The sequence below is a fragment of the Pantoea sp. ARC270 genome (genome assembly GCF_003236725.1).
GTDB lineage: Bacteria > Pseudomonadota > Gammaproteobacteria > Enterobacterales > Enterobacteriaceae > Pantoea > Pantoea anthophila.
This window is the reverse complement of sequence record NZ_PUGA01000004.1, coordinates 101,706-121,421: the sequence shown is the minus strand read 5'-3', so window position 1 is coordinate 121,421 and position 19,716 is coordinate 101,706. Positions and strand designations below refer to the sequence as shown.

At 59.6% G+C, this 19,716-nt stretch carries 19 protein-coding genes; 12 read left to right on the top strand and 7 right to left on the bottom strand.

What is annotated here, in order from left to right; all coding sequences use genetic code 11:
* The first annotated feature begins 208 nt into the window (after positions 1-208).
* The 4 genes from CKF42_RS03400 to sixA all read left to right on the top strand — a co-directional run bounded on the left by CKF42_RS03400 (position 209) and on the right by sixA (position 4,777).
* A complete protein-coding gene (locus tag CKF42_RS03400; RefSeq protein ID WP_111207543.1) occupies positions 209-505 on the top strand; it encodes a YfcZ/YiiS family protein in 297 nt (98 codons plus the stop codon).
* 158 nt (positions 506-663) lie between these two features.
* A complete protein-coding gene (gene fadI / locus CKF42_RS03395) occupies positions 664-1,974 on the top strand; it encodes an acetyl-CoA C-acyltransferase FadI (protein WP_111207542.1) in 1,311 nt (436 codons plus the stop codon).
* A complete protein-coding gene (gene fadJ / locus CKF42_RS03390; protein WP_111207541.1) occupies positions 1,974-4,094 on the top strand; it encodes a fatty acid oxidation complex subunit alpha FadJ in 2,121 nt (706 codons plus the stop codon). The genes fadI and fadJ overlap by 1 nt, the downstream gene beginning before the upstream one ends.
* Before the next feature lie 200 nt (positions 4,095-4,294).
* On the top strand, positions 4,295-4,777 hold the full coding sequence (sixA, locus tag CKF42_RS03385) for a phosphohistidine phosphatase SixA (RefSeq protein WP_009088942.1): 483 nt from the start codon (positions 4,295-4,297) through the stop codon (positions 4,775-4,777).
* A 28-nt stretch (positions 4,778-4,805) separates the two neighbouring features.
* Here sixA and smrB read toward each other — a convergent pair whose 3' ends face one another.
* A complete protein-coding gene (gene smrB, locus CKF42_RS03380; protein ID WP_009088943.1) occupies positions 4,806-5,354 on the bottom strand; it encodes an endonuclease SmrB in 549 nt (182 codons plus the stop codon).
* A gap of 159 nt (positions 5,355-5,513) precedes the next feature.
* Between smrB and prmB the strand changes: the two genes are divergently transcribed.
* The 6 genes from prmB to CKF42_RS03350 are packed head-to-tail and all read left to right on the top strand — an operon-like array spanning position 5,514 to position 10,100.
* Positions 5,514-6,446: a 50S ribosomal protein L3 N(5)-glutamine methyltransferase gene (gene prmB, locus CKF42_RS03375; RefSeq protein ID WP_009088944.1), complete on the top strand. Its 933-nt coding sequence runs from the start codon at positions 5,514-5,516 to the stop codon at positions 6,444-6,446.
* A 45-nt stretch (positions 6,447-6,491) separates the two neighbouring features.
* Positions 6,492-7,577, top strand: a complete 1,086-nt coding sequence (aroC, locus tag CKF42_RS03370) for a chorismate synthase (protein WP_009088945.1) — start codon at positions 6,492-6,494, stop codon at positions 7,575-7,577.
* Between the two features lie 4 nt (positions 7,578-7,581).
* Positions 7,582-8,406, top strand: a complete 825-nt coding sequence (gene mepA / locus CKF42_RS03365; protein ID WP_111207540.1) for a penicillin-insensitive murein endopeptidase — start codon at positions 7,582-7,584, stop codon at positions 8,404-8,406.
* An 8-nt stretch (positions 8,407-8,414) separates the two neighbouring features.
* A complete protein-coding gene (locus CKF42_RS03360) occupies positions 8,415-9,218 on the top strand; it encodes a sulfite exporter TauE/SafE family protein (RefSeq protein ID WP_111207539.1) in 804 nt (267 codons plus the stop codon).
* A gap of 19 nt (positions 9,219-9,237) precedes the next feature.
* On the top strand, positions 9,238-9,783 hold the full coding sequence (locus CKF42_RS03355; protein ID WP_009088952.1) for an elongation factor P hydroxylase: 546 nt from the start codon (positions 9,238-9,240) through the stop codon (positions 9,781-9,783).
* A 32-nt stretch (positions 9,784-9,815) separates the two neighbouring features.
* Positions 9,816-10,100 carry a YfcL family protein gene (locus CKF42_RS03350; protein WP_009088954.1) on the top strand — a complete coding sequence of 95 codons (285 nt, stop codon included), beginning with the start codon at positions 9,816-9,818 and terminating at the stop codon, positions 10,098-10,100.
* A 37-nt stretch (positions 10,101-10,137) separates the two neighbouring features.
* Here the strand turns inward: CKF42_RS03350 and mnmC are convergent, their stop codons facing one another.
* Positions 10,138-12,144 (bottom strand): bifunctional tRNA (5-methylaminomethyl-2-thiouridine)(34)-methyltransferase MnmD/FAD-dependent 5-carboxymethylaminomethyl-2-thiouridine(34) oxidoreductase MnmC, encoded by a 2,007-nt coding sequence (gene mnmC, locus CKF42_RS03345; protein ID WP_111207551.1) that lies wholly within the window; start codon positions 12,142-12,144, stop codon positions 10,138-10,140.
* A gap of 154 nt (positions 12,145-12,298) precedes the next feature.
* On the opposite strand from mnmC, the gene fabB reads away from it, so the two are divergent.
* Positions 12,299-13,519, top strand: a complete 1,221-nt coding sequence (gene fabB / locus CKF42_RS03340; RefSeq protein WP_009088958.1) for a beta-ketoacyl-ACP synthase I — start codon at positions 12,299-12,301, stop codon at positions 13,517-13,519.
* An 81-nt stretch (positions 13,520-13,600) separates the two neighbouring features.
* On the opposite strand, the gene CKF42_RS03335 is transcribed toward fabB, so the two are convergent.
* Complete coding sequence (locus tag CKF42_RS03335) at positions 13,601-15,022, bottom strand: PLP-dependent aminotransferase family protein (RefSeq protein ID WP_111207538.1); 1,422 nt, start codon at positions 15,020-15,022, stop codon at positions 13,601-13,603.
* 87 nt (positions 15,023-15,109) lie between these two features.
* Between CKF42_RS03335 and CKF42_RS03330 the strand changes: the two genes are divergently transcribed.
* Positions 15,110-15,553: a rhodanese-like domain-containing protein gene (locus tag CKF42_RS03330; protein ID WP_046102291.1), complete on the top strand. Its 444-nt coding sequence runs from the start codon at positions 15,110-15,112 to the stop codon at positions 15,551-15,553.
* A 1-nt stretch (position 15,554) separates the two neighbouring features.
* On the opposite strand, the gene flk is transcribed toward CKF42_RS03330, so the two are convergent.
* The 4 genes from flk to CKF42_RS03310 all read right to left on the bottom strand — a co-directional run bounded on the left by flk (position 15,555) and on the right by CKF42_RS03310 (position 19,657).
* Entirely contained in the window at positions 15,555-16,604 is a 1,050-nt protein-coding gene (gene flk / locus CKF42_RS03325) for a flagella biosynthesis regulator Flk (RefSeq protein ID WP_111207537.1), read from the bottom strand.
* Positions 16,605-16,716: 112 nt separating this feature from the next.
* Positions 16,717-18,222: a tripartite tricarboxylate transporter permease gene (locus CKF42_RS03320; RefSeq protein ID WP_009088963.1), complete on the bottom strand. Its 1,506-nt coding sequence runs from the start codon at positions 18,220-18,222 to the stop codon at positions 16,717-16,719.
* 10 nt (positions 18,223-18,232) lie between these two features.
* A complete protein-coding gene (locus CKF42_RS03315) occupies positions 18,233-18,664 on the bottom strand; it encodes a tripartite tricarboxylate transporter TctB family protein (protein WP_111207535.1) in 432 nt (143 codons plus the stop codon).
* Positions 18,665-18,676: 12 nt separating this feature from the next.
* Positions 18,677-19,657 (bottom strand): tripartite tricarboxylate transporter substrate binding protein, encoded by a 981-nt coding sequence (locus tag CKF42_RS03310; RefSeq protein ID WP_111207550.1) that lies wholly within the window; start codon positions 19,655-19,657, stop codon positions 18,677-18,679.
* Positions 19,658-19,716 lie beyond the last annotated feature (59 nt).

Below are 19,716 nucleotides of genomic sequence, written 5' to 3'. Positions count from 1 at the left end.
ATATTTCAGAGTTGATCGCTTAAAATTCGATCTGCATAACAAAAAGCACCCTGGTGAAGACAGCATACCGATTCCAGTTTGTTCTGGATCAATTTTTATTGTGATATTCGTCACTTAGCCACAGTCGCGTGGCGCATCTTATCGCAAGTGGGTAAAATTCCGGCCATAAAATCGCTTAACTCACCCGAAGCCGGGGCAGGAGATAAAGATGACTGATGCCATTAAAAAATGCAGTGCGACCGAAACCGCTGCCTGCTGCTGCATTGATGTCGGCACCGTAATGGATAATACCGACTGCACCGCCAGCTGGTCAGAGTGGTTCCCGCAGCGACAGGATGCGGAAGCCAAAGCCGCCCGGCTGACTGAGCGTGCCCGTCAGGTGGAATCGGAACCCTGTGTGATTGACGTCCGGTTCAGCGATGTCGATCAGGGCGTGCAGCTGGATATCGATTTCACCTTCAGCTGCCAGGCTGAAACCCTGATTTTCCAGCTCGGCCTGCGATAACGCCTTTTACGCCGCCTCAGCGCGGCGTTTTTCAATTTCGTGTTTCCCTTCGCACTTTTTCCTTTCTGCTATTGGCGGCTCACCCGCTTGTGGTTAACACTGATCAGGTCAGACCTCTTCAGGCAATGATGCCACAGTCCCGGCTACAGGTGAGAACAATGAGCAAAGCGCAGCCGCTGCTGACGCGTGATGGCGAACGCATCGCAATTACCCACGGGTTACGAACCCCTTTCTTACGCCAGGCGACCGGCTTTCATGGCATTCCCGCCATCGAGCTGGGACGGATGGTGGTCAGCGAATTAATGGTGCGCAGTGAGTTACCGGCTGACGTGATTGAGCTGCTGGTATTTGGTCAGGTGGTACAGATGCCGGAAGCGCCAAACATTGCGCGTGAAATTGTCTTAAGCAGCGGGCTGAATGTGAATACCGACGCCTACAGCGTCAGCCGTGCCTGCGCCACCAGTTTTCAGGCGGTGGCGAATGTGGCAGAGAGCCTGATGGCGGGTACGGTTTCTGCCGCTATTGCCGGCGGGGCAGACTCCTCGTCAGTGCTGCCGATTGGGGTCACTAAAACGCTGGCCCGCGCGCTGGTGGATCTCAATAAGGCCCGCAGCCTGGGGCAGAAACTGCATATCCTTAAACGGCTGCGTCCGCGCGACCTGCTGCCGGTGCCGCCTGCGGTGGCGGAGTACTCGACCGGCCTGCGGATGGGGGACACGGCCGAGCAGATGGCGAAAAGCTACGGTATCACCCGTGAGGCTCAGGATGCGCTGGCGCTCCGTTCCCATCAGCATGCCGCCAGAGCCTGGCAATCCGGGGTACTGAATCAGGAAGTCATGGCAGCCTTTGTACCGCCGTGGAAAGCCGCAATCGATCAGGACAATAACGTGCGGATGAACGCTAAAGCAGAGGATTACGCCCGACTGCGTCCCGCCTTTGACCGCCAGCACGGCAGCGTTACCGCCGCCAACAGCACGCCGCTGACGGATGGCGCGGCAGCCGTCATTCTGATGCGGGAAGGGCGCGCCAGGGAACTGGGCGTCACGCCGCTGGGCTACCTGCGCAGCTACGCGTTTACCGCCATTGATGTCCAGCAGGACATGCTGCTGGGGCCAGCCTATGCTTCGCCGCTGGCGCTGGATCGTGCCGGGGTGAGCCTGGCCGATCTGACGCTGATAGATATGCATGAGGCGTTCGCGGCCCAGACGCTGAGCAATCTGCAGCTGTTTCGTGACGAACGTTTCGCCCGTGAGGTGCTGAACCGGCCGCATGCGCTGGGCGAGGTCAACGAAGAGCGTTTCAACGTGCTGGGCGGTTCCATCGCCTATGGCCATCCTTTTGCCGCCACGGGCGCGCGTATGATTACCCAGACGCTTAATGAACTGCGCCGCCGTGGTGGCGGGCTGGGACTGGTCACCGCCTGCGCGGCGGGTGGTCTGGGTGCGGCAATGGTTCTGGAGGCCGAATAATGGAGCAGAATGCCTTTCAGCTGACGATGCGACAGGATCACGTCGGCATTATCACGATTGATGTCCCTGGCGAGAAGATGAACACCCTGAAAGCGGAATTTGCTGGCCAGATTGCCGCCATCATTGCGGAAGCGCGACGCGATCCGCAGCTGGCGGGAGTGGTCCTGATCTCCGGCAAAACGGACAATTTTATCGCGGGCGCGGACATCAGCATGATTGACCGCTGCCAGAGTGCGCAGGAAGCTGAAGCGCTGGCGAAGCAGGGCCAGGAAGTGATGGCAATGATCGACGCGCTGCCTTTTCCGGTGGTGGCGGCCATTCACGGGGCCTGCCTGGGCGGTGGACTGGAACTGGCGCTGGCCTGCGATGCGCGCATCTGCTCGCTGGATGATAAAACCCGCCTCGGCTTGCCGGAAATACAGCTCGGCCTGCTGCCTGGCTCTGGCGGGACGCAGCGGCTGCCGCGTTTAATCGGCGTTCAGCAGGCGCTGCCGCTGATGCTGACCGGCAAAAGTCTGCGCGCGAAGCAGGCGCGAAAGCTCGGTGTCGTCGATGATGCGGTTCCCCGCCCGATCCTGCTGGAGACCGCAATTGCGCGGGTGAAAAAGGGCAAAGTCAGCGGACGCGTCCTGCCGCTGCGCGATCGGCTGCTGCATGGTCCGGTCGCCCGCCAGGCGCTGTTTGCGCTGGCGAAACGCCAGACCGCGGCGAAAACGCAGGATAACTATCCGGCCGCCAGACGGCTGATTGAGGTGGTGCGCATCGGGCTGGAGCAGGGCAGCCGCGCCGGCCATGATGCGGAGGCGCGCGCCTTTGGCGAACTGGCGATGACGCCGGAGTCCGTTGCGCTGCGCGGACTCTTCTTTGCCACCACGGCGATGAAAAAGGAGCGGGGCGGTGAAGCTGAACCCGCGACCGTCAAGCGTGTTGCGGTGCTGGGCGGCGGGCTGATGGGCGGCGGTATTGCCAGCGTCACCGCGATCAACGCCGGGTTGCCGGTGCGCATCAAAGATATCAGCCTGGAAGGCGTCAGCCATGCGCTGAAAACCAGCTGGGATCTGCTCAGCAAAAAGGTCCGTCGTCGTCAGCTGACCCCGGCAGCGCGCCAGCAGCAGATGGCGCGCATCACAGGTGGCATCGATTATCAGGGATTCTCGCAGCGCGACGTGGTGATCGAAGCGGTGTTCGAAGATCTTGCCCTGAAGCAGCAGATGGTGCACGACGTCGAGGCACACTGTCAGCCGCATACCCTGTTTGCTTCCAACACCTCTTCGCTGCCGATTGCGGATATCGCCGCCGGGGCGCAGCGTCCTGAGAATGTCATCGGGCTGCACTATTTCAGTCCGGTGGAAAAAATGCCGCTGGTGGAGGTGATCCCGCATCTGAATACTTCGGCCTCGACGCTGGTTACCGTTGTGGCACTGGCGCGCAGTCAGGGCAAGACGCCGATCGTCGTCGCAGACAAGCCGGGTTTCTATGTCAACCGCATCCTGACCCCCTATATAAATGAAGCGATGCGCTGTCTGCTGGAGGGGGAGCCAATTGAGCACATCGATCGGGCGCTGGTGAAGTCTGGTTTTCCGGTTGGTCCGCTTCAGCTGCTTGATGAGGTCGGCATTGATGTCGGCAGCAAAATCAGCCCCATTCTGCATCAGGCCTATGGTGAACGCTTTGCCGCACCCGCCGCGTTTGATGCGGTGATCAGGGATGGCCGTAAGGGTCGTAAAAATGGCCGGGGCTTCTATCGTTATGACCTGCCGCGCTGGCAGCGCAAAAAACCGGACGCCTCGCTTTACAGCCTGCTGAAGGTCACGCCGCAGGCCCGGCAGAGTGGGGCACAGATTGCAGAACGCTGTGTGATGATGATGCTGAATGAGGCCGCCCGTTGTCTCGATGAGCAGGTAATTCGCAGCGCCCGGGACGGCGATGTGGGGGCGGTGTTTGGCATCGGCTTTCCGCCTTTCCTGGGCGGGCCGTTCCACTACATGGATAAACTGGGTGCGGCGGAAATGGTCAGCCGGCTGAACCGTCTCGCGCAGCAGCACGGTGAGCGATTTGCCCCCTGTGAGGCGCTGATTCAGGCGGCTGCGGAACAGACGAAATTTTACATTTCTCTGTGAAATGGAATAACGGCTCCGATTCAGCGGGTTAGAAAAGCGCCGCCCGCGTGTGCGGCGCAGCATGAATCTGAGAAGTGCTTATTTAATAAACAACCGGTTGACTATACTGAAGCCATTAGGGTAAAACACAGCGTTCATTCGCAGAGTGAAGAGTCTGACGCGTCGCGTCGGGCGATATCGACAAACAACAGCGGTGCTTTATGCAAGTTTTTATCATGCGTCACGGCGATGCGGCTCTGGAAGCAGCAAGTGATTCAGTCAGGCCTTTAACCTTATGTGGCTGTGATGAATCGCGTCAGATGGCCCACTGGCTTAACAGCCAGACGCCGGACATCGAGCGTGTCCTGGTCAGTCCCTATCTACGCGCGCAGCAGACGCTCGCTACCGTGCGTGAAGCCTATCCCCTGCCGGAAGGCCAGGACGTGTTACCGGAGTTAACGCCGGGTGGCGATCCGGGCCTGGTCGGCTGCTATCTGCAGGCGCTGGCGAACGAAGGGGTGAAATCGGCGCTGGTCATCTCCCATCTGCCCCTGGTGGGCTACCTGGTTTCCGAACTCTGCCCGCAGGAAACCCCACCGATGTTTGCCACTTCCGCCATTGCCTGCGTCGAGTTCGATCCGGCAGAGAGTGCCGGTAAACTGCTGTGGCAGGTCAGTCCGAAGAAGCTGGCGAAAGCCATCTGACGACGAGGGGCCGATGACACCGGCCCTGTCAGGGCAACTCAGGCGGTTGCCACTCCTCAATCTCAATCAGCACCAGCAGCGCAGCATCACCGCCGAACATTTTCGGCGCCTGATGAAACGCCATGACCCACGGATGCTGGGCCAGCCACAGCGGCGTCTGCTGCTTCAGAATATGTTTTCCATGTCCGGTCATGACGCTGGCGCAGAACAGATGTTCACGGCGGCAGGCGGCGATCAGTGCGCCCAGCTCCTGCTTGGCCTGCATCTGCGTTAAGCCGTGCAGGTCGAGAAAAATCTCCGGGGTATAGTCACCCCGGCGCAGTTTTTTCAGCTCAAAATGGCTGACATCGGCGCGCACGTAACGGGTAGCCCCTTCGGTCGAGAGCAGGGGCTGAAACTCATCCGAAAAGTAATGGCTGTTGTCCGCCTGCTCGGAAAGCAGACGTTTTACCGGAATCTCGCGGGTTTTTACCGGCGCTTTATGGACATAAGTGTCCTGTTTTAACTGACGTGTCCCCGTCATTAACTGGCGAAACAGCGCCTCATCATCCGGGCTTAGCGGTGTTTTTTTACTCATGGCAGGTCAGTCTTATCAGAAAAGGCTGTCACACAGCAGAGCCGATACCTTACCGTTAAGTGTCATTAATTGTCAGCTTTTTCACCTCGCTGCGCTGAATTCTCCCCGGCTTCATGGCACACTATCGGCCGATTTAGCAAAAGGCCTGCGGAGGGCTACGTGGACAAAATTTTCGTCGATGAGGCAGTGAACGAACTGCACACCATTCAGGACATGCTGCGCTGGGCGGTAAGCCGCTTTTCCGCTGCCGGAATCTGGTACGGACATGGCACAGACAATCCCTGGGACGAAGCCGTTCAACTGGTCCTGCCGTCTCTCTGGCTGCCGCTGGATATTCCGGAAGATATGCGCAACGCGCGTCTGACCGCCAGCGAGCGTCTTCTGATTGTCGAGCGCGTCATTCGTCGCGTTAACGAGCGTATTCCGGTCGCCTACCTGACCAACAAAGCCTGGTTCTGCGGTCACGAATTCTTTGTTGATGAGCGCGTGCTGGTGCCGCGTTCACCGATTGGCGAACTGATTGAGAACCGCTTTGCCGGTCTTATCAGCACGCCACCCGCGCATATTCTGGATATGTGCACCGGCAGCGGCTGCATCGCGATTGCCTGTGCTTACGCCTTCCCGGAAGCGGAGGTTGACGCCGTCGATATCTCGACCGGCGCGCTGGCTGTGGCCGAGCAGAATATTGAAGAACATGGCCTGATCAATCAGGTCACGCCGATTCGTGCCGACCTGTTCCGCGAACTGCCGCCGCTGAAATATGACCTGATCGTCACTAACCCGCCTTATGTGGATGCGGAAGATATGGACGATCTGCCCAATGAGTATCGCCACGAACCGGAGCTGGGTCTGGCGGCGGGCAGCGATGGCCTGAAGCTGGTGCGCCGCATTCTGGCCTGCGCGCCTGATTATCTCAGCGAGCAGGGCGTTCTGGTCTGCGAAGTCGGTAACAGCATGGTGCATATGATCGAGCAGTATCCCGATGTGCCCTTTACCTGGCTGGAATTTGACAACGGCGGTGACGGTGTCTTTACGCTGACGCGCCAGCAGATCGTCGACGCACAACACCATTTCTCCTTTTACAAAGACTAAAAGTGGGGCGAAGCCTCGCCCGCCGAACCCTGACAAGGAAACAGCATGGCCGGAAACAGCATCGGACAATTTTTTCGAGTAACTACCTTTGGCGAGTCCCACGGTCTTGCGCTGGGCTGCATCGTTGATGGGGTGCCACCGGGCATCCCCCTGACCGAAGCGGATATCCAGCATGACCTCGACCGTCGTCGTCCTGGCACCTCGCGCTACACCACGCAGCGTCGCGAGCCGGATCAGGTGAAAATTTTGTCCGGTGTGTTTGAGGGTGTGACCACCGGCACCTCTATTGGCCTGCTGATTGAGAACACCGATCAGCGGTCGCAGGATTATGGCGCGATCAAAGATCTCTTCCGTCCCGGCCATGCCGATTACACCTACGAGCAGAAGTATGGTCAGCGCGACTACCGTGGCGGTGGCCGCTCTTCGGCGCGTGAAACCGCGATGCGCGTGGCCGCCGGTGCGATAGCGAAGAAGTATCTGCAGATGAAACATGGTGTGGTGGTGCGCGGCTATCTGGCGCAGATCGGGGATATCGCCTGTGAGCTGAAAGACTGGAGCATCGTGGAAGAGAATCCCTTCTTCTGCCCGGATGCGGAGAAGCTGGAGGCGCTGGATGAACTGATGCGCGGCCTGAAAAAAGAGGGCGACTCCATCGGGGCTAAAGTCACGGTCATGGCTGACAACGTGCCGCCTGGCCTGGGCGAACCGGTCTTTGACCGTCTGGATGCCGACCTGGCGCACGCGCTGATGAGCATCAACGCGGTGAAAGGGGTAGAGATCGGTGACGGCTTCGCGGTGGTCAGCCAGCGCGGCAGCCAGCATCGGGATGAAATCCGTCACGATGGTTTCCAGAGTAACCACGCCGGCGGCATTCTGGGCGGCATCAGCAGCGGCCAGACCATCAGCGCCAACCTCGCAATGAAACCGACCTCCAGCATCACCGTGCCGGGTAAAACCATTACCCGCGACGGCGAAGAGGTGGAGATGATCACCAAAGGCCGCCACGATCCCTGCGTCGGGATCCGCGCCGTGCCGATCGCCGAGGCGATGATGGCGATCGTCCTGATGGATCATCTGCTACGCCAGCGGGCGCAGAACGGTGACGTTAACAGCACCGTGCCGCGCTGGTGATGGCATGAAGGCACTTCTGCTTACTCTGAGCGCGCTGTTGTTCAGCGCCTCCAGCCTGGCGGCGACGCCGTGGCAGCGTATTCAGCAGCCCATCAGCGGCGCACCGCAGTCCATCGGCGGCTTTGCGAATGGCTGTATTATTGGCGCCCGGGCACTGCCGCTCAATTCACCCGACTATCAGGTGATGCGTCAGGACCAGCGTCGTTATTTCGGTCATCCCGACCTGATTGCGTTTATTCAGCGGCTGACGACCCGCGTGCACAACCTGCAGCTGGGTAATGTTCTGATTGGGGATATGGGCATGGCGGCTGGCGGACATTTCAGCAGCGGTCACGCCAGCCATCAGACCGGGCTGGATGTCGATATCTGGCTGCAACTGCCGAAAACCCGCTGGACCGCGCAGCAGCTGCTGAAGCCGCAGCCGCTGGATCTGGTCGGGCCGGGCGATAAAAACGTGATTGCGCGCCACTGGCAGCCGGAAATCGACAGCCTGATTAAACTGGCGGCGAAAGATGATGATGTCACGCGCATCTTCGTCAACCCGGCGATTAAAAAGCAGCTTTGTGCGGATGCCGGTGCCGATCGTGACTGGCTGCGCAAAGTGCGCCCCTGGTTCGCGCATCGGGCGCATATGCATGTGCGGCTGCGCTGCCCGACCGGCAGTATCGGCTGTGAAGATCAGCCGCCACCGCCTCCGGGCGATGGCTGTGGCGCAGAGCTGCAGAGCTGGTTCCTGCCGAAGCAGCCCGGATCGGGCGCGCCGGTGAAACGTGAACCGCCGCCGTTACCGCCTGCCTGTCAGGCTCTGCTGGATAAACATCTACTGTAAGGGATTCCATGGAGTGGTTCGTGGTCAGTCCGCTGCTGGTCGGGCTGCTGTTTCTGATTGCCATGCTCGCCGGTTTTATTGACTCGATTGCGGGTGGCGGGGGGTTACTGACGGTGCCGTCGCTGCTGGCGGCGGGTCTCTCACCGGCTCAGGCGCTGGCGACCAATAAACTGCAATCGGTCGGCGGGTCGTTCTCCGCCAGCCTCTACTTTGTGCGACGCGGCGCAGTTAATCTGAGTGAGCAGTGGCTGAATATCGCCATGACGCTGCTGGGGTCCGTGCTGGGGGCGGTGCTGATCCAGCGCCTGCAGGCGGACTTTCTGCGTCAGATGCTGCCGCTGTTTTTGATCGCGATTGGCTTGTGGTTTCTGCTGATGCCGCGTCTCGGTGAAGAAGACCGGGCGCGTCGCCTGCACGGCCTCGCCTATGCGCTGGTCGGGGGCGGTGCCGTGGGCTTCTATGACGGATTTTTCGGGCCGGGCGCGGGCTCTTTCTACGCGCTGGCCTTCGTCACGCTCTGCGGTTACAACCTGGCGAAGGCGACAGCCCATGCCAAAGTTCTCAACTTCACCTCTAACGTGGGCAGTCTGCTGTTCTTTATGTTCGGCGGCAAAGTGGTGTGGGGAACCGGCCTGATTATGATGCTCGGCGCGTTCTGCGGCGCGCGTCTGGGCGCCCGACTGGTGCTGAGCCGCGGGCAGAAACTGATCCGCCCGATGGTGGTGATTGTCTCTGCCGTAATGAGCATAAAACTCCTGTGGGACAGCCATGGCAGCGCCGTGATAGCGTGGCTCTCCACACTGCAATCGTAACTTTTTACGTGATAACGTCATGAACCCGACCCATCATTATGAACAGCTGATTACGCTGTTCGATCGCTGCTTCAGCGATGAATTTCAGACACGCCTGATTAAAGGCGACGATGAACCGATCTATCTTCCTGCTGATGCAGAGTCGCCGTGGAACCGGGTGGTTTTTGCCCACGGCTTTTACGCCAGCGCCCTGCATGAGATCTCTCACTGGTGCATCGCCGGAGAGGCACGCCGTAAACTGGTCGATTTTGGCTACTGGTACTGCCCGGATGGCCGCGATGCGCTGACCCAGAGCCAGTTTGAAGCCGTTGAAGTGAAGCCACAGGCGCTGGAGTGGATGTTTTGTATGGCGGCGGGCTTTCCCTTCAACGTCAGTTGTGACAATCTCGACGGAGATTGTGAGCCGGATCGCATTGCGTTTCAGCGTAAGGTACATGCTCAGGTCATGAGCTATCTGACGGCGGGTATTCCCGCGCGTCCCGCGCGTTTTATTACCGCCCTGGCGGAATTTTATGGCAGGCCTTCATTAACAGCGGCGCAGTTTCCCTGGCCGGACGATCTGTGATGCAGGATGACATTATCAAAAGAGGAATTGAGATGATCGCAGAATTTGAAGCGCGTATCCTGGCCCTGATTGACGACATGGTCGAGCATGCCAGTGACGATGAACTGTTCGCCAGCGGTTATCTGCGCGGGCACCTGACCCTGGCGGTCGCTGAAGTGGAGCAGCTGGATGAGCATACGCCAGAAGCGCTGCAGGTTCAGGTGACCCGCAGCCTGCAGAACGCCATTGCAGCAGGTGAGCTCTCACCGCGCGACCAGGCGCTGGTGGTCGGCATGTGGGACAACCTGTTTGTTCAGGCGCGCCAGCTCTCCGCATGATATGACAGGGCGGTAAGCGCCGCCCTGCAGACCCGCTTTACACCGCTTTTCCCTTCAGCAGTTTCCTGACCCAGTAGCGATTCGGATTGAGTGCCGCCAGCGTGGTCGCATCCAGCGGCTGTGGCTCACCCGCCAGCTGGGCGGCCAGCACCTCGGCTGCCAGCGGTGCGCTGCACAAGCCGCGCGAACCCAGCGCACCAAACAGATAAAGTCCCGGCAGATCGGGGGCGTCAGCAATCTGACTGCCTGCCGCAAGCCGGGCCGGTAAATCGGCATACTGTGCCAGCGTCGCGGCATAATCGGGCACGCCGCCCACCATCGGCAGGTGATCGCGCGTGGCGCAGCGCACGCCCATTCTGGCTTCTCCCTCACTGACATCCACCGTTTCCGCCCAGCGGCTGTCAGGCAGACAGTGCAGCAGGCGAAGGCGATTCTCCTGCTGATCCGCCTCGCGATAATGCGTTGCGGTTTCACCACGATGGTAGCTGGCACCAATACAGTGGGTGCTAAACTGGGCGCTGACCGGCGTCAGATAGCCGTCGTAACAGAGCACGGTCTGCAGCGCGCTGAGGGCAGACGTGGCGGGAACATGGCTCACCTGACCCGCTACCGGGTAGGCTGGCAGCGGGGCGCTTTGCGCAAAGTCGGCGATCGCGTGACCGTTTGCCAGGACCACCGCGGAATGATGAACCGCCGGGCGGTCGCTGAAGGTCAGCGTCCAGCCATCCTCCTGTTGAGAAAGCCCGCTCACCCGGTGCAGCCAGTGAATGCGTAAGCCCTGTGTCTCGCCATGGGCGAGCAGCGCGCTGGTCAGCTCAGCCGGTGAGAGCCAGCCGCCCTCCGGATAGAAAATGCCGCCGCAGCCCAGCGCTACCTTCGCCCGGTTTTCCGCCTCTGCGACATCGACGCCGCAGGCGAGGGTTTCAGGCAGATCCATCGCCAGCATCTGTTCGATCTTTTTGCGGCTCTTTTCATCCCAGCCCAGTTGCAGCACGCCACTCCACTCATGCTCAAAGGTGACCCCGCTCTGGTCGTAGAGTCGCCGGGCAAAGCTGAATGCCGCCGGGAAGAAGGTGGCGAGGGCCGGGTCATGCTGATTGAGCAGCGGATAGAGTGCGCCCTGCCGGTTACCGGAGGCACCCAGCGCGGGCGCCGCATCGGCGCAGTAGAGCGTTACCCGCCAGCCTCGGCGCAGCAGCGCCAGCGCCAGGGTCGCGCTGGCTACGCCGCCGCCAATCAGGGCAACTTCCCGCTGCGCCGCCGGACGGCGATGATACCAGGGCTGCGTGCCGGGGAGCAGAGGCGCATCCTGCAGGCTGCCGCACAGCATTTCGCGCTTCGGGCCAAATCCTTTGCGGCGGGTGACGTCAAATCCCGCCTCCTGCAGACCGCGCCGCACAAACCCTGCAGCAGTAAAAGTCGCGAAAGTCCCCTGTGGACGCGCCAGCTTCGCCATCATGCTGAACAGCGCGGGCGTCCACATATCGGGATTCTTTGCGGGCGCGAAGCCATCGAGGAACCAGGCATCGACCTGACGATGCAGGCTCTCATCCACCTTTTCCATCAGCAGGTTGATATCACCCAGCCACAGATCCAGCGTGATGCGTCCGCCGTCAAACAGCAGTCGCTGGCAGCCGGGCAGGGCAGCCGGCCACTGGGCCTGCAGCGCTTCTGCCCAGGGGGCAAGTTCGGGCCAGTGCTGATGCGCCGCGATCAGATCCTCGCGGGTTAACGGAAATTTCTCAAAGCTAATGAAATGCAGACGTTTTACTGTCGCACCAGGCTGTTCACGCTGAAAGGCGTCAAAGGCCTGCCACAGAGTAAGAAAATTAAGGCCGGTACCAAACCCGCTTTCCGCCACGATAAGCAGATCGCGCGGATGCGCCGCAAAACGCTGCGGGAAACCGTTGCCGCCAAGGAACACATAGCGTGTCTCTTCCAGACCATTGTCGTTAGAGAAATAGACGTCGCCAAACGCTCGGGAAACAGGTGTACCCTGTTCATTCCAGTTTAGCTGCGCATGTTTAACCGGGGTTAATTTCACGGGAAAGGCTCGTTTTTCAGGCAGTGGCGCGATTTTAACGACCCAGGTCACATGACGCAAATTTACAAAAGGAAATAGCTGATCGGACTTGTTCGGCGTACAAGTGTACGCTAGAGTGCATGCCAATTACGAAGAAGTGGATGAGGAAGATTGAATGAAACGTGCTGTGATTACTGGCTTAGGGATCGTTTCCAGTATTGGTAATAACCAGCAGGAAGTGCTGTCATCTCTGCGTGAAGGACGCTCTGGCATCACCTTTTCTGAAGAGATGAAAGATTCCGGCATGCGTAGTCACGTCTGGGGTAACGTCAAATTAGATACCACCGGCCTCATCGATCGCAAAGTTGTGCGCTTTATGAGTGATGCGTCCATCTATGCTTATCTCTCCATGGAAGAAGCGATTAAAGATTCCGGCCTGACTGATGAAATGTATCAGAGCAACCCGCGTGTAGGTCTGATTGCAGGTTCAGGCGGTGGTTCCCCGCGCTTCCAGGTCTTTGGTGCTGATGCAATGCGCAGCCCACGCGGCCTGAAAGCGGTTGGCCCTTACGTGGTCACCAAGGCGATGGCTTCTGGCGTCTCTGCCTGTCTCGCCACGCCATTCAAAATTCATGGCGTAAACTACTCGATCAGCTCCGCCTGTGCTACCTCTGCGCACTGTATCGGTAACGCCGTTGAGCAGATTCAGCTGGGCAAACAGGATATCGTTTTTGCCGGCGGCGGCGAAGAGCTCTGCTGGGAAATGGCCTGTGAGTTCGACGCCATGGGCGCACTCTCTACCCGTTACAACGACACACCAGAAAAAGCGTCACGCACCTATGACAACGAGCGCGACGGTTTTGTTATCGCCGGTGGCGGTGGCATGGTGGTGGTTGAAGAGCTGGAGCATGCGCTGGCTCGCGGTGCACACATCTATGCCGAAATCGTCGGCTACGGTGCGACCTCTGACGGTGCAGACATGGTTGCGCCTTCAGGTGAAGGTGCGGTGCGCTGCATGAAGATGGCAATGAACGGCGTCGACACGCCAATCGACTATCTGAACAGCCACGGTACCTCTACGCCAGTGGGCGACGTGAAAGAGCTGGGTGCGATTCGTGAAGTGTTTGGCGAGAAAACCCCTTACATTTCAGCAACAAAAGCGATGACCGGTCACTCACTGGGTGCGGCTGGCGTGCAGGAAGCGATTTACTCGCTGCTGATGCTGGAGCATGGCTTTATCGCGCCAAGCATCAACATCAACTCACTGGATGCAGCTGCCACCGGCATGAACATCGTGACTGAGCCGATGGAAAAAGAGCTGACGACCGTGATGTCTAACAGCTTTGGTTTCGGTGGCACCAACGCCACGCTGACCATGCGTAAATATCAGGCGTAATCTTTTACGTCAGCACGCTGAAGGGCCGGCTTTGCCGGCCCTTTTGTTTTCTGGCTTACGGTAAACCGGAGCCGGCCAGATTTATGCCTCCCGCTGCAGCAGCCGCAGCAGTTTATCGCACCCTGCCACAATCTCATCAGGCGTCAGCGCGGCGAAGCCGAGTATCCAGCCCTGCTGAGACGCGGAGCCGGCATAGAGCGGGCTGAGACGAGGCAACAGCAACCCCTGTTGTGCCGCGAGCGCGGTTAAGCGCGCTTCATCCTGTTCCACTGTCACCGTCAGCTGGAGTCCGCCGCCACTGGCGATGGGCGTGATCCACGGTGAGAGTCGCTGCGCAATCTGCTCCAGCAAGCGATCGCGGCGGCTATGATAGAGCTGACGCATCAGCCGCAGATGAGTGGCAAAATGTCCCTGCTGCAGAAAGGCCGCGGTAATCGCCTGGGGCAGCAGGGCGCTGTGTCCATCCAGCAAGCTGCGAGCCTGGCCCAGAGGGGCAATCAGCGCGGGAGGCACCACCATCCACGCCAGACGCAGTGAAGGGAACAGCGATTTCGAAAAGGTGCCGAGCGTAATGACCCGCTGATGACGGTCCAGTCCCTGCAGCGCAGGAATCGGGCGCTCGTCATAATGAAACTCGCTGTCGTAGTCATCTTCAATCAGCCAGCTTTGGTTGCGCTGCGCCCAGGCGAGCCAGGCGAGACGGCGGGGCAGGCTCAGCGTTACCCCGGTCGGATAGTGGTGTGAAGGGGTCAGATACATCAGCTTTGCACTGCCGTGACCCGGCACTGCGCCTTCGGCATCGACGGTTATCCCGTGCACCTTTGCGCCTGCGGCGAGCAGCGCGTTTCGTGCGCCGGGATAGCCTGGCTCCTCTATCCACACATCATCTCCGGGATCGACGAACATCATCGCCAGCAGCTGTAGCGCCTGTTGCGAACTGGTCAGGATAATCACCTGCTCCGGCTGGCACTGCATACCTCGCGAGAGCGCCAGATAGTCAGCAATCGCACTGCGCAGCGGCAGGTAGCCGCAGGGATCGCCATATCCCATGGCGGCGCTGCCCAGCGAACGCTGCACGCTGCTGCTCAGGCGTCGCCAGCTGTCATGGGGAAAAGCGCGTAACTCCGGGGAACCGGCGGCAAAGGCGTGAGGAAACGGAGGATCCTGACAGCCTCCGGTTGCCAGCACCTGCTGACCCCGCGCTGAGAAACGCGCGGGCTGAACGCGTGCCGCTGGAGCGGTGCCTGCGGGAATCGTGATGGCCACAAACGTTCCGCGACCGATCTCGCGTCGCAGATAGCCTTCGCTCTCAAGCTGACCATAGGCGGCTTCCACCGTGACGCGTGAAATCCGGAGATCCTGCGCCAGCTGGCGACTGGAGGGCAGCTGCTGACCGGCGTGCAGATGATGCCGGTTAATGGCCAGCCGCAGGGTGGTGCAGAGGCGCTCACGCACGCCGCCGCTGGCCTGATGCTGGAAAAGCTGCAACAGCGGAGAACTCATATGGGTCTTATTCCTGGCGCAAAATGGGTATCAGCAGGCAGTCCACTCTGCCGTAAACTGCACGCTCACTTCAACAGGAGAATCGCGATGTCATCTGTATTACATTTTCCCGCCGCCACGCCGCAGCAAAGCCTCGACTATCTGCAGGCAAAACTCGCTTATTATACAGACGCCTGGGATCTGGCGGAGGATCTGGCCCGGAATCTGCCCGGCATTCAGGTGATCGATGCGCGCGCACCGGCGGCTTATCGCGCCGGCCATATCAGCGGCGCGATTAATTTTCCCCACCGTGAGATCAATGCTTCCAGCTGCGAGCCGCTCGACCGCGACCGCGTTTATGTCACCTATTGCGACGGTATCGGCTGTAACGGCTCGACGAAAGCGGCTCTGAAGCTGGCGGAACTGGGATTTCAGGTGAAGGAGCTGACTGGCGGGCTGGATTTCTGGAAACGGGAAGGTCATCCGCTGACCTGGGGGGAGGCGCCGGGCGAATGGCCCGTCACCGCACCCGATGCATCCTGTGGCTGCTGACCTAAAGCACCAGCCAGAGCAGAAGGGTGATCACCACCAGCGCAACAAACAGACCCAGCAGGGGACGCTGCGCCAGGGGCTGCAGCGGTGACGGCAGCGAGGCGACAAAGGGCGACCAGATCGGCTGCGGTTTAATCTCACTGGCGGCCAGCGGCTGTTCGTGAACTTTCTCGGCACGATCGGCGCGACGGCTGAACAGGAAGTTCAGCAGATCCTGCGTCTGCGTCACGGTTAGCACCGTCTGCGGTGTAGCCTGAAAACGCTGCTGGCTGTACTCCTCCAGACTATGCCGCTCGTGCTGATCCAGCGGCTGTTTCAGCGAGGCTTCCAGCAGCTGTAAGGTCGGTGCACTGTGCTGACTCAGCGTCTGACGTACCTGCAGATACTGGGTGAGCAGCGGGAAGTGGCGCGAGGGGATGGGATCGCCGCTGGTCAGTCCGACCAGTTTCAGCGCCGCCGTCCAGAGTTTGCCGGTCGGTTCTCCGGTGGCGGCGGCCAGACGAACCACCTGCTGATTGAGCGTCTGATGCTCCGCCGGGAGCAGGGTCCGATCGCTGACGCGGCTCTGCTGCGGCTGCGGGATCGCCATCTGCCCGTTCTGCAGCATCGTCAGCACCTGACGCAGCTGCTCCTGGCTCAGCGAGCTCAGAACGGTCTGACCAAACTGCTGGCGGATAAAGTCACTCACCGCCTGACGGTTATTGCCCTTCGGCAGCAGTTCTGTGAGCTGAGTCATCAACTGACGCGTAGCATGGCCATTCTGCGCCTGAGTCAGACGACCATTCAGATACTGCTCCGCAGCCGGAAAGTGACGCGACTGCAGCTCCGCCTCACTCTTCACGCCCACCTCATGCCGGACGCCCGCCCAGAGTTCAGGTGCCTTCAGATTGCTGAGCGATAAGATACGCACGATCAGGCGTTCTAATGTCGTGCGCTGAGCCGGAGAGAGGGGTTGTTCACCCGCCACAGAACCATGACGTGTTACGCCGGTTTGCGGATTAAGAGATGAACGATCGCCGACCGGCACACCGGGGCCGCTGAGAGGTTGCATGGCGGATTCCTTGGGAAAACAGAACAGCGTCGGGTGCGCCGGAAAAAGAATAGGCCATGATAGCAAAAGCCCCCGCGAAATCCCACGGGGGAGGCACAGTTCAGCGTGAGATTTACTCTTCAGCCAGTCTTAGGCGATAGCGACGCCAGCGTTTCCAGATCGGTGGCAGAACCAGCACCGAAATCGCCAGCACCAGCAGCACTTTGCAGATAGGACTTTCCCACAGAATAACCAGGTTACCGTTACTGATTGAGAGGGCACGACGCAGGTTCTGCTCCAGCATCTCACCCAGCACAAAGCCCAGAATCAGTGGCGACATCGGAAAGTCCATCTTGCGCAGAATATAACCAAAAATTCCCAGGCCGACCATCAGGAGCAAATCGAAGGTGGTGCTGTGCACGGCATAGACGCCCACCGCGGAGATGGCGGCAATTGCCGGCACCAGGAACCAGAGCGGAATGCTCAGCATCCGGGCGAAAACATTGATCATCGGAATGTTCATCACCAGCAGCATAACGTTGCCAATCAGCAGTGCCGCGATCAGACCCCAGACGATATCTGGCTGCTCAACAAACATCGCCGGACCTGGCGTGATGTTATAGAGCGTTAAAGCGCCGACCATCACCGCTGTGGTGCCGGAGCCGGGGATACCCAGCGTCAGCATCGGGATAAAGGAGCCACAGGCTGAGGCATTGTTTGCCGCTTCCGGTGCGGCCACACCGCGAATATCCCCTTTCCCGAACTGCTCACTGCCGCTGATTTTTTTCTCCGTCATGTAGGCGATAGCGCTGGCAATGGTCGCTCCGGCACCAGGCAGAACGCCGACAAAGAACCCCAGAAAAGAGGAGCGTAGCGTCGCGCCTGTGGCCATCGCCGCCTCCTTCATGTTGAACATCATGCGGCCGCTTGCCCGCACCGCTTTCTGGCCGCTACTGGTCGACTCGAGCATCAGCAAAATTTCACTGACCGAGAACAGACCAATGACAACGACCACAAACTGAATGCCGTCAGAGAGATGAACGCTGTCAAACGTGAAGCGATAGACGCCGGTATTGGCATCCACCCCGACCGTGGCCATGCCCAGTCCAATGAGCGCCGAAAGAAAAGATTTCAGCGGATTGTGGCTCATCATGCTGCCCAGGCAGGCGATAGCAAACACCATCAGGGCAAAGTACTCTGCCGGTCCAAACGCCAGTGACCAGCTGGCCAGCAGCGGGGCGAAGAGAATAATGCCAACAATAGCAATCGTGGAGCCAACAAACGAGCTGACCGCCGAAATAGAGAGCGCGACGCCCGCTTTGCCCTGCTGCGCCATCGGATACCCATCCAGCGCGGTCATGATTGCGCCGGCATCGCCCGGAACGTTGAGCAGAATGGAGGAGATGCGCCCGCCATACTCACAGCCGATATAAACCGTGGCCAGCAGAATCAGCGCCGACTCGGCCGGCAGGTGCAGCGCAAAAGCCAGCGGCATCAGAATGGCTACGCCATTGATTGGCCCCAGGCCAGGCAGCAGGCCAACAATGGTGCCGATAAAGCAGCCGATCAGGGCGATCAGCAGATTCTCTGGCGTCATGGCGACGGCAAAGCCCTGCATTAAAAAGGACCAGGTATCCATGATGCTCTCCTTAACTCAGCCAGCTGCCGACCGGAAGGGTGACTTCCAGCAAACGGTCAAAGGCGTAAAACAGCGAGGTGCCCATCACCAGCCCGGCCAGCGCGGCGGCCCACCAGCGAGCCCCAAACAGCAGGCCGATGCCAAAGGTCAGCAGCGTCGTGCAGATGGCAAAGCCCAGCGTCTCAAACAGCCAGCCATAGAGCATCATCATCAGCGCCAGCGCTACCAGCCGTTTCAGCGTGCCAGCTGCGGGCCACTGAATGGTGTCCGGTTTCCGAAAGAGCATCAGCAGGGCGCAGATGGCCATCAGGCCAAGGATTGCCATCGGGAATGGACGCGGCCCCACGGGTTCGTAGCTGTATTCACTCTGAATCTGCCAGGCCATCACCATGCCGCCAAGGCAGAGCGCCAGCCACAGGCTGGCAAAAATGCGATCGCTCATCATCTGCTCCCGTTATTTGGCCAGACCAAAGGATTTGGCCTGCTCACGGTAATCCGCCACCTGCTTCTTCACGTAGCTGTCGAGTGCCTGGCCTGTCAGGTTAAATTCGAACAGTCCGCGCAGATCACGCTGCTTTTTGAACTCCGGCGTCTCAGCCATTTTTTTAAAGGCCTGTTCCCACCACTGATAATCCGCATCACTGACTTTTGGACCGAGGTAATAGCCACGAATAATCGGCCAGACGATATTGAAACCCTGCTCTTTTGCCGTGGGTACCCCGGCCAGCTGACCCGGCAGACGCTGATCGGACATCACGGCCAGCACCCGCATTTTGCCGCCCTGCAGATGCGGCACCATCTCACTCATATCACCTGAGACCACCTGAATATGGTTTCCGAGCAGGGCGGTTACCGGCTCACCGCCGCCTTCAAAGGCGACATAACGCATTTTGCGTGGATCGATTCCCGCTTCGCGCGCCAGCAACGCCGTTTTCATCCAGTCCTGACTGCCTATTGACGCACCGGCACCGACCACCACTTTGGTCGGATCGGCTTTCATCGCCGTCATCAGCTCACCTAACGTTTTCCACGGTGCATCCTCACGAACGGCCACCATGCCGTAATCGGTACCCACCGCCGCCAGCCACTTAACGTCGTCCACGGTATAACGACCAAACTTACCCTGTGAAAGGTTCAGCAGTGAGCCGCCAGAGAAGGCGACAACGGTGCCCGCTTCAGCCGGCCGCTGGGCAATAATCGCGTTGTAGGCCACCGCGCCGACACCGCCGGGCATGTAGGTGACGCGCATCGGCGTCTTAATTTGTCCGGTTTCCTGGAGAGAGACCTGCAATAGCTTGCAGGTGAGATCGAACCCGCCACCCGGTTTAGCTGGCGCGATACATTCGGTGCGACCGGGCTCCCCGGCGGCAAAGGTGGGTGTTGCCATCAGCGACAGCAGGGTAGTGGCAAGGGCGGTATGGATGATTTTTTTCATCTTATGCTCCATTCATTCTTCCAGAGTGTGATTGCCGCTGAAACATCAGCGTTACCGAA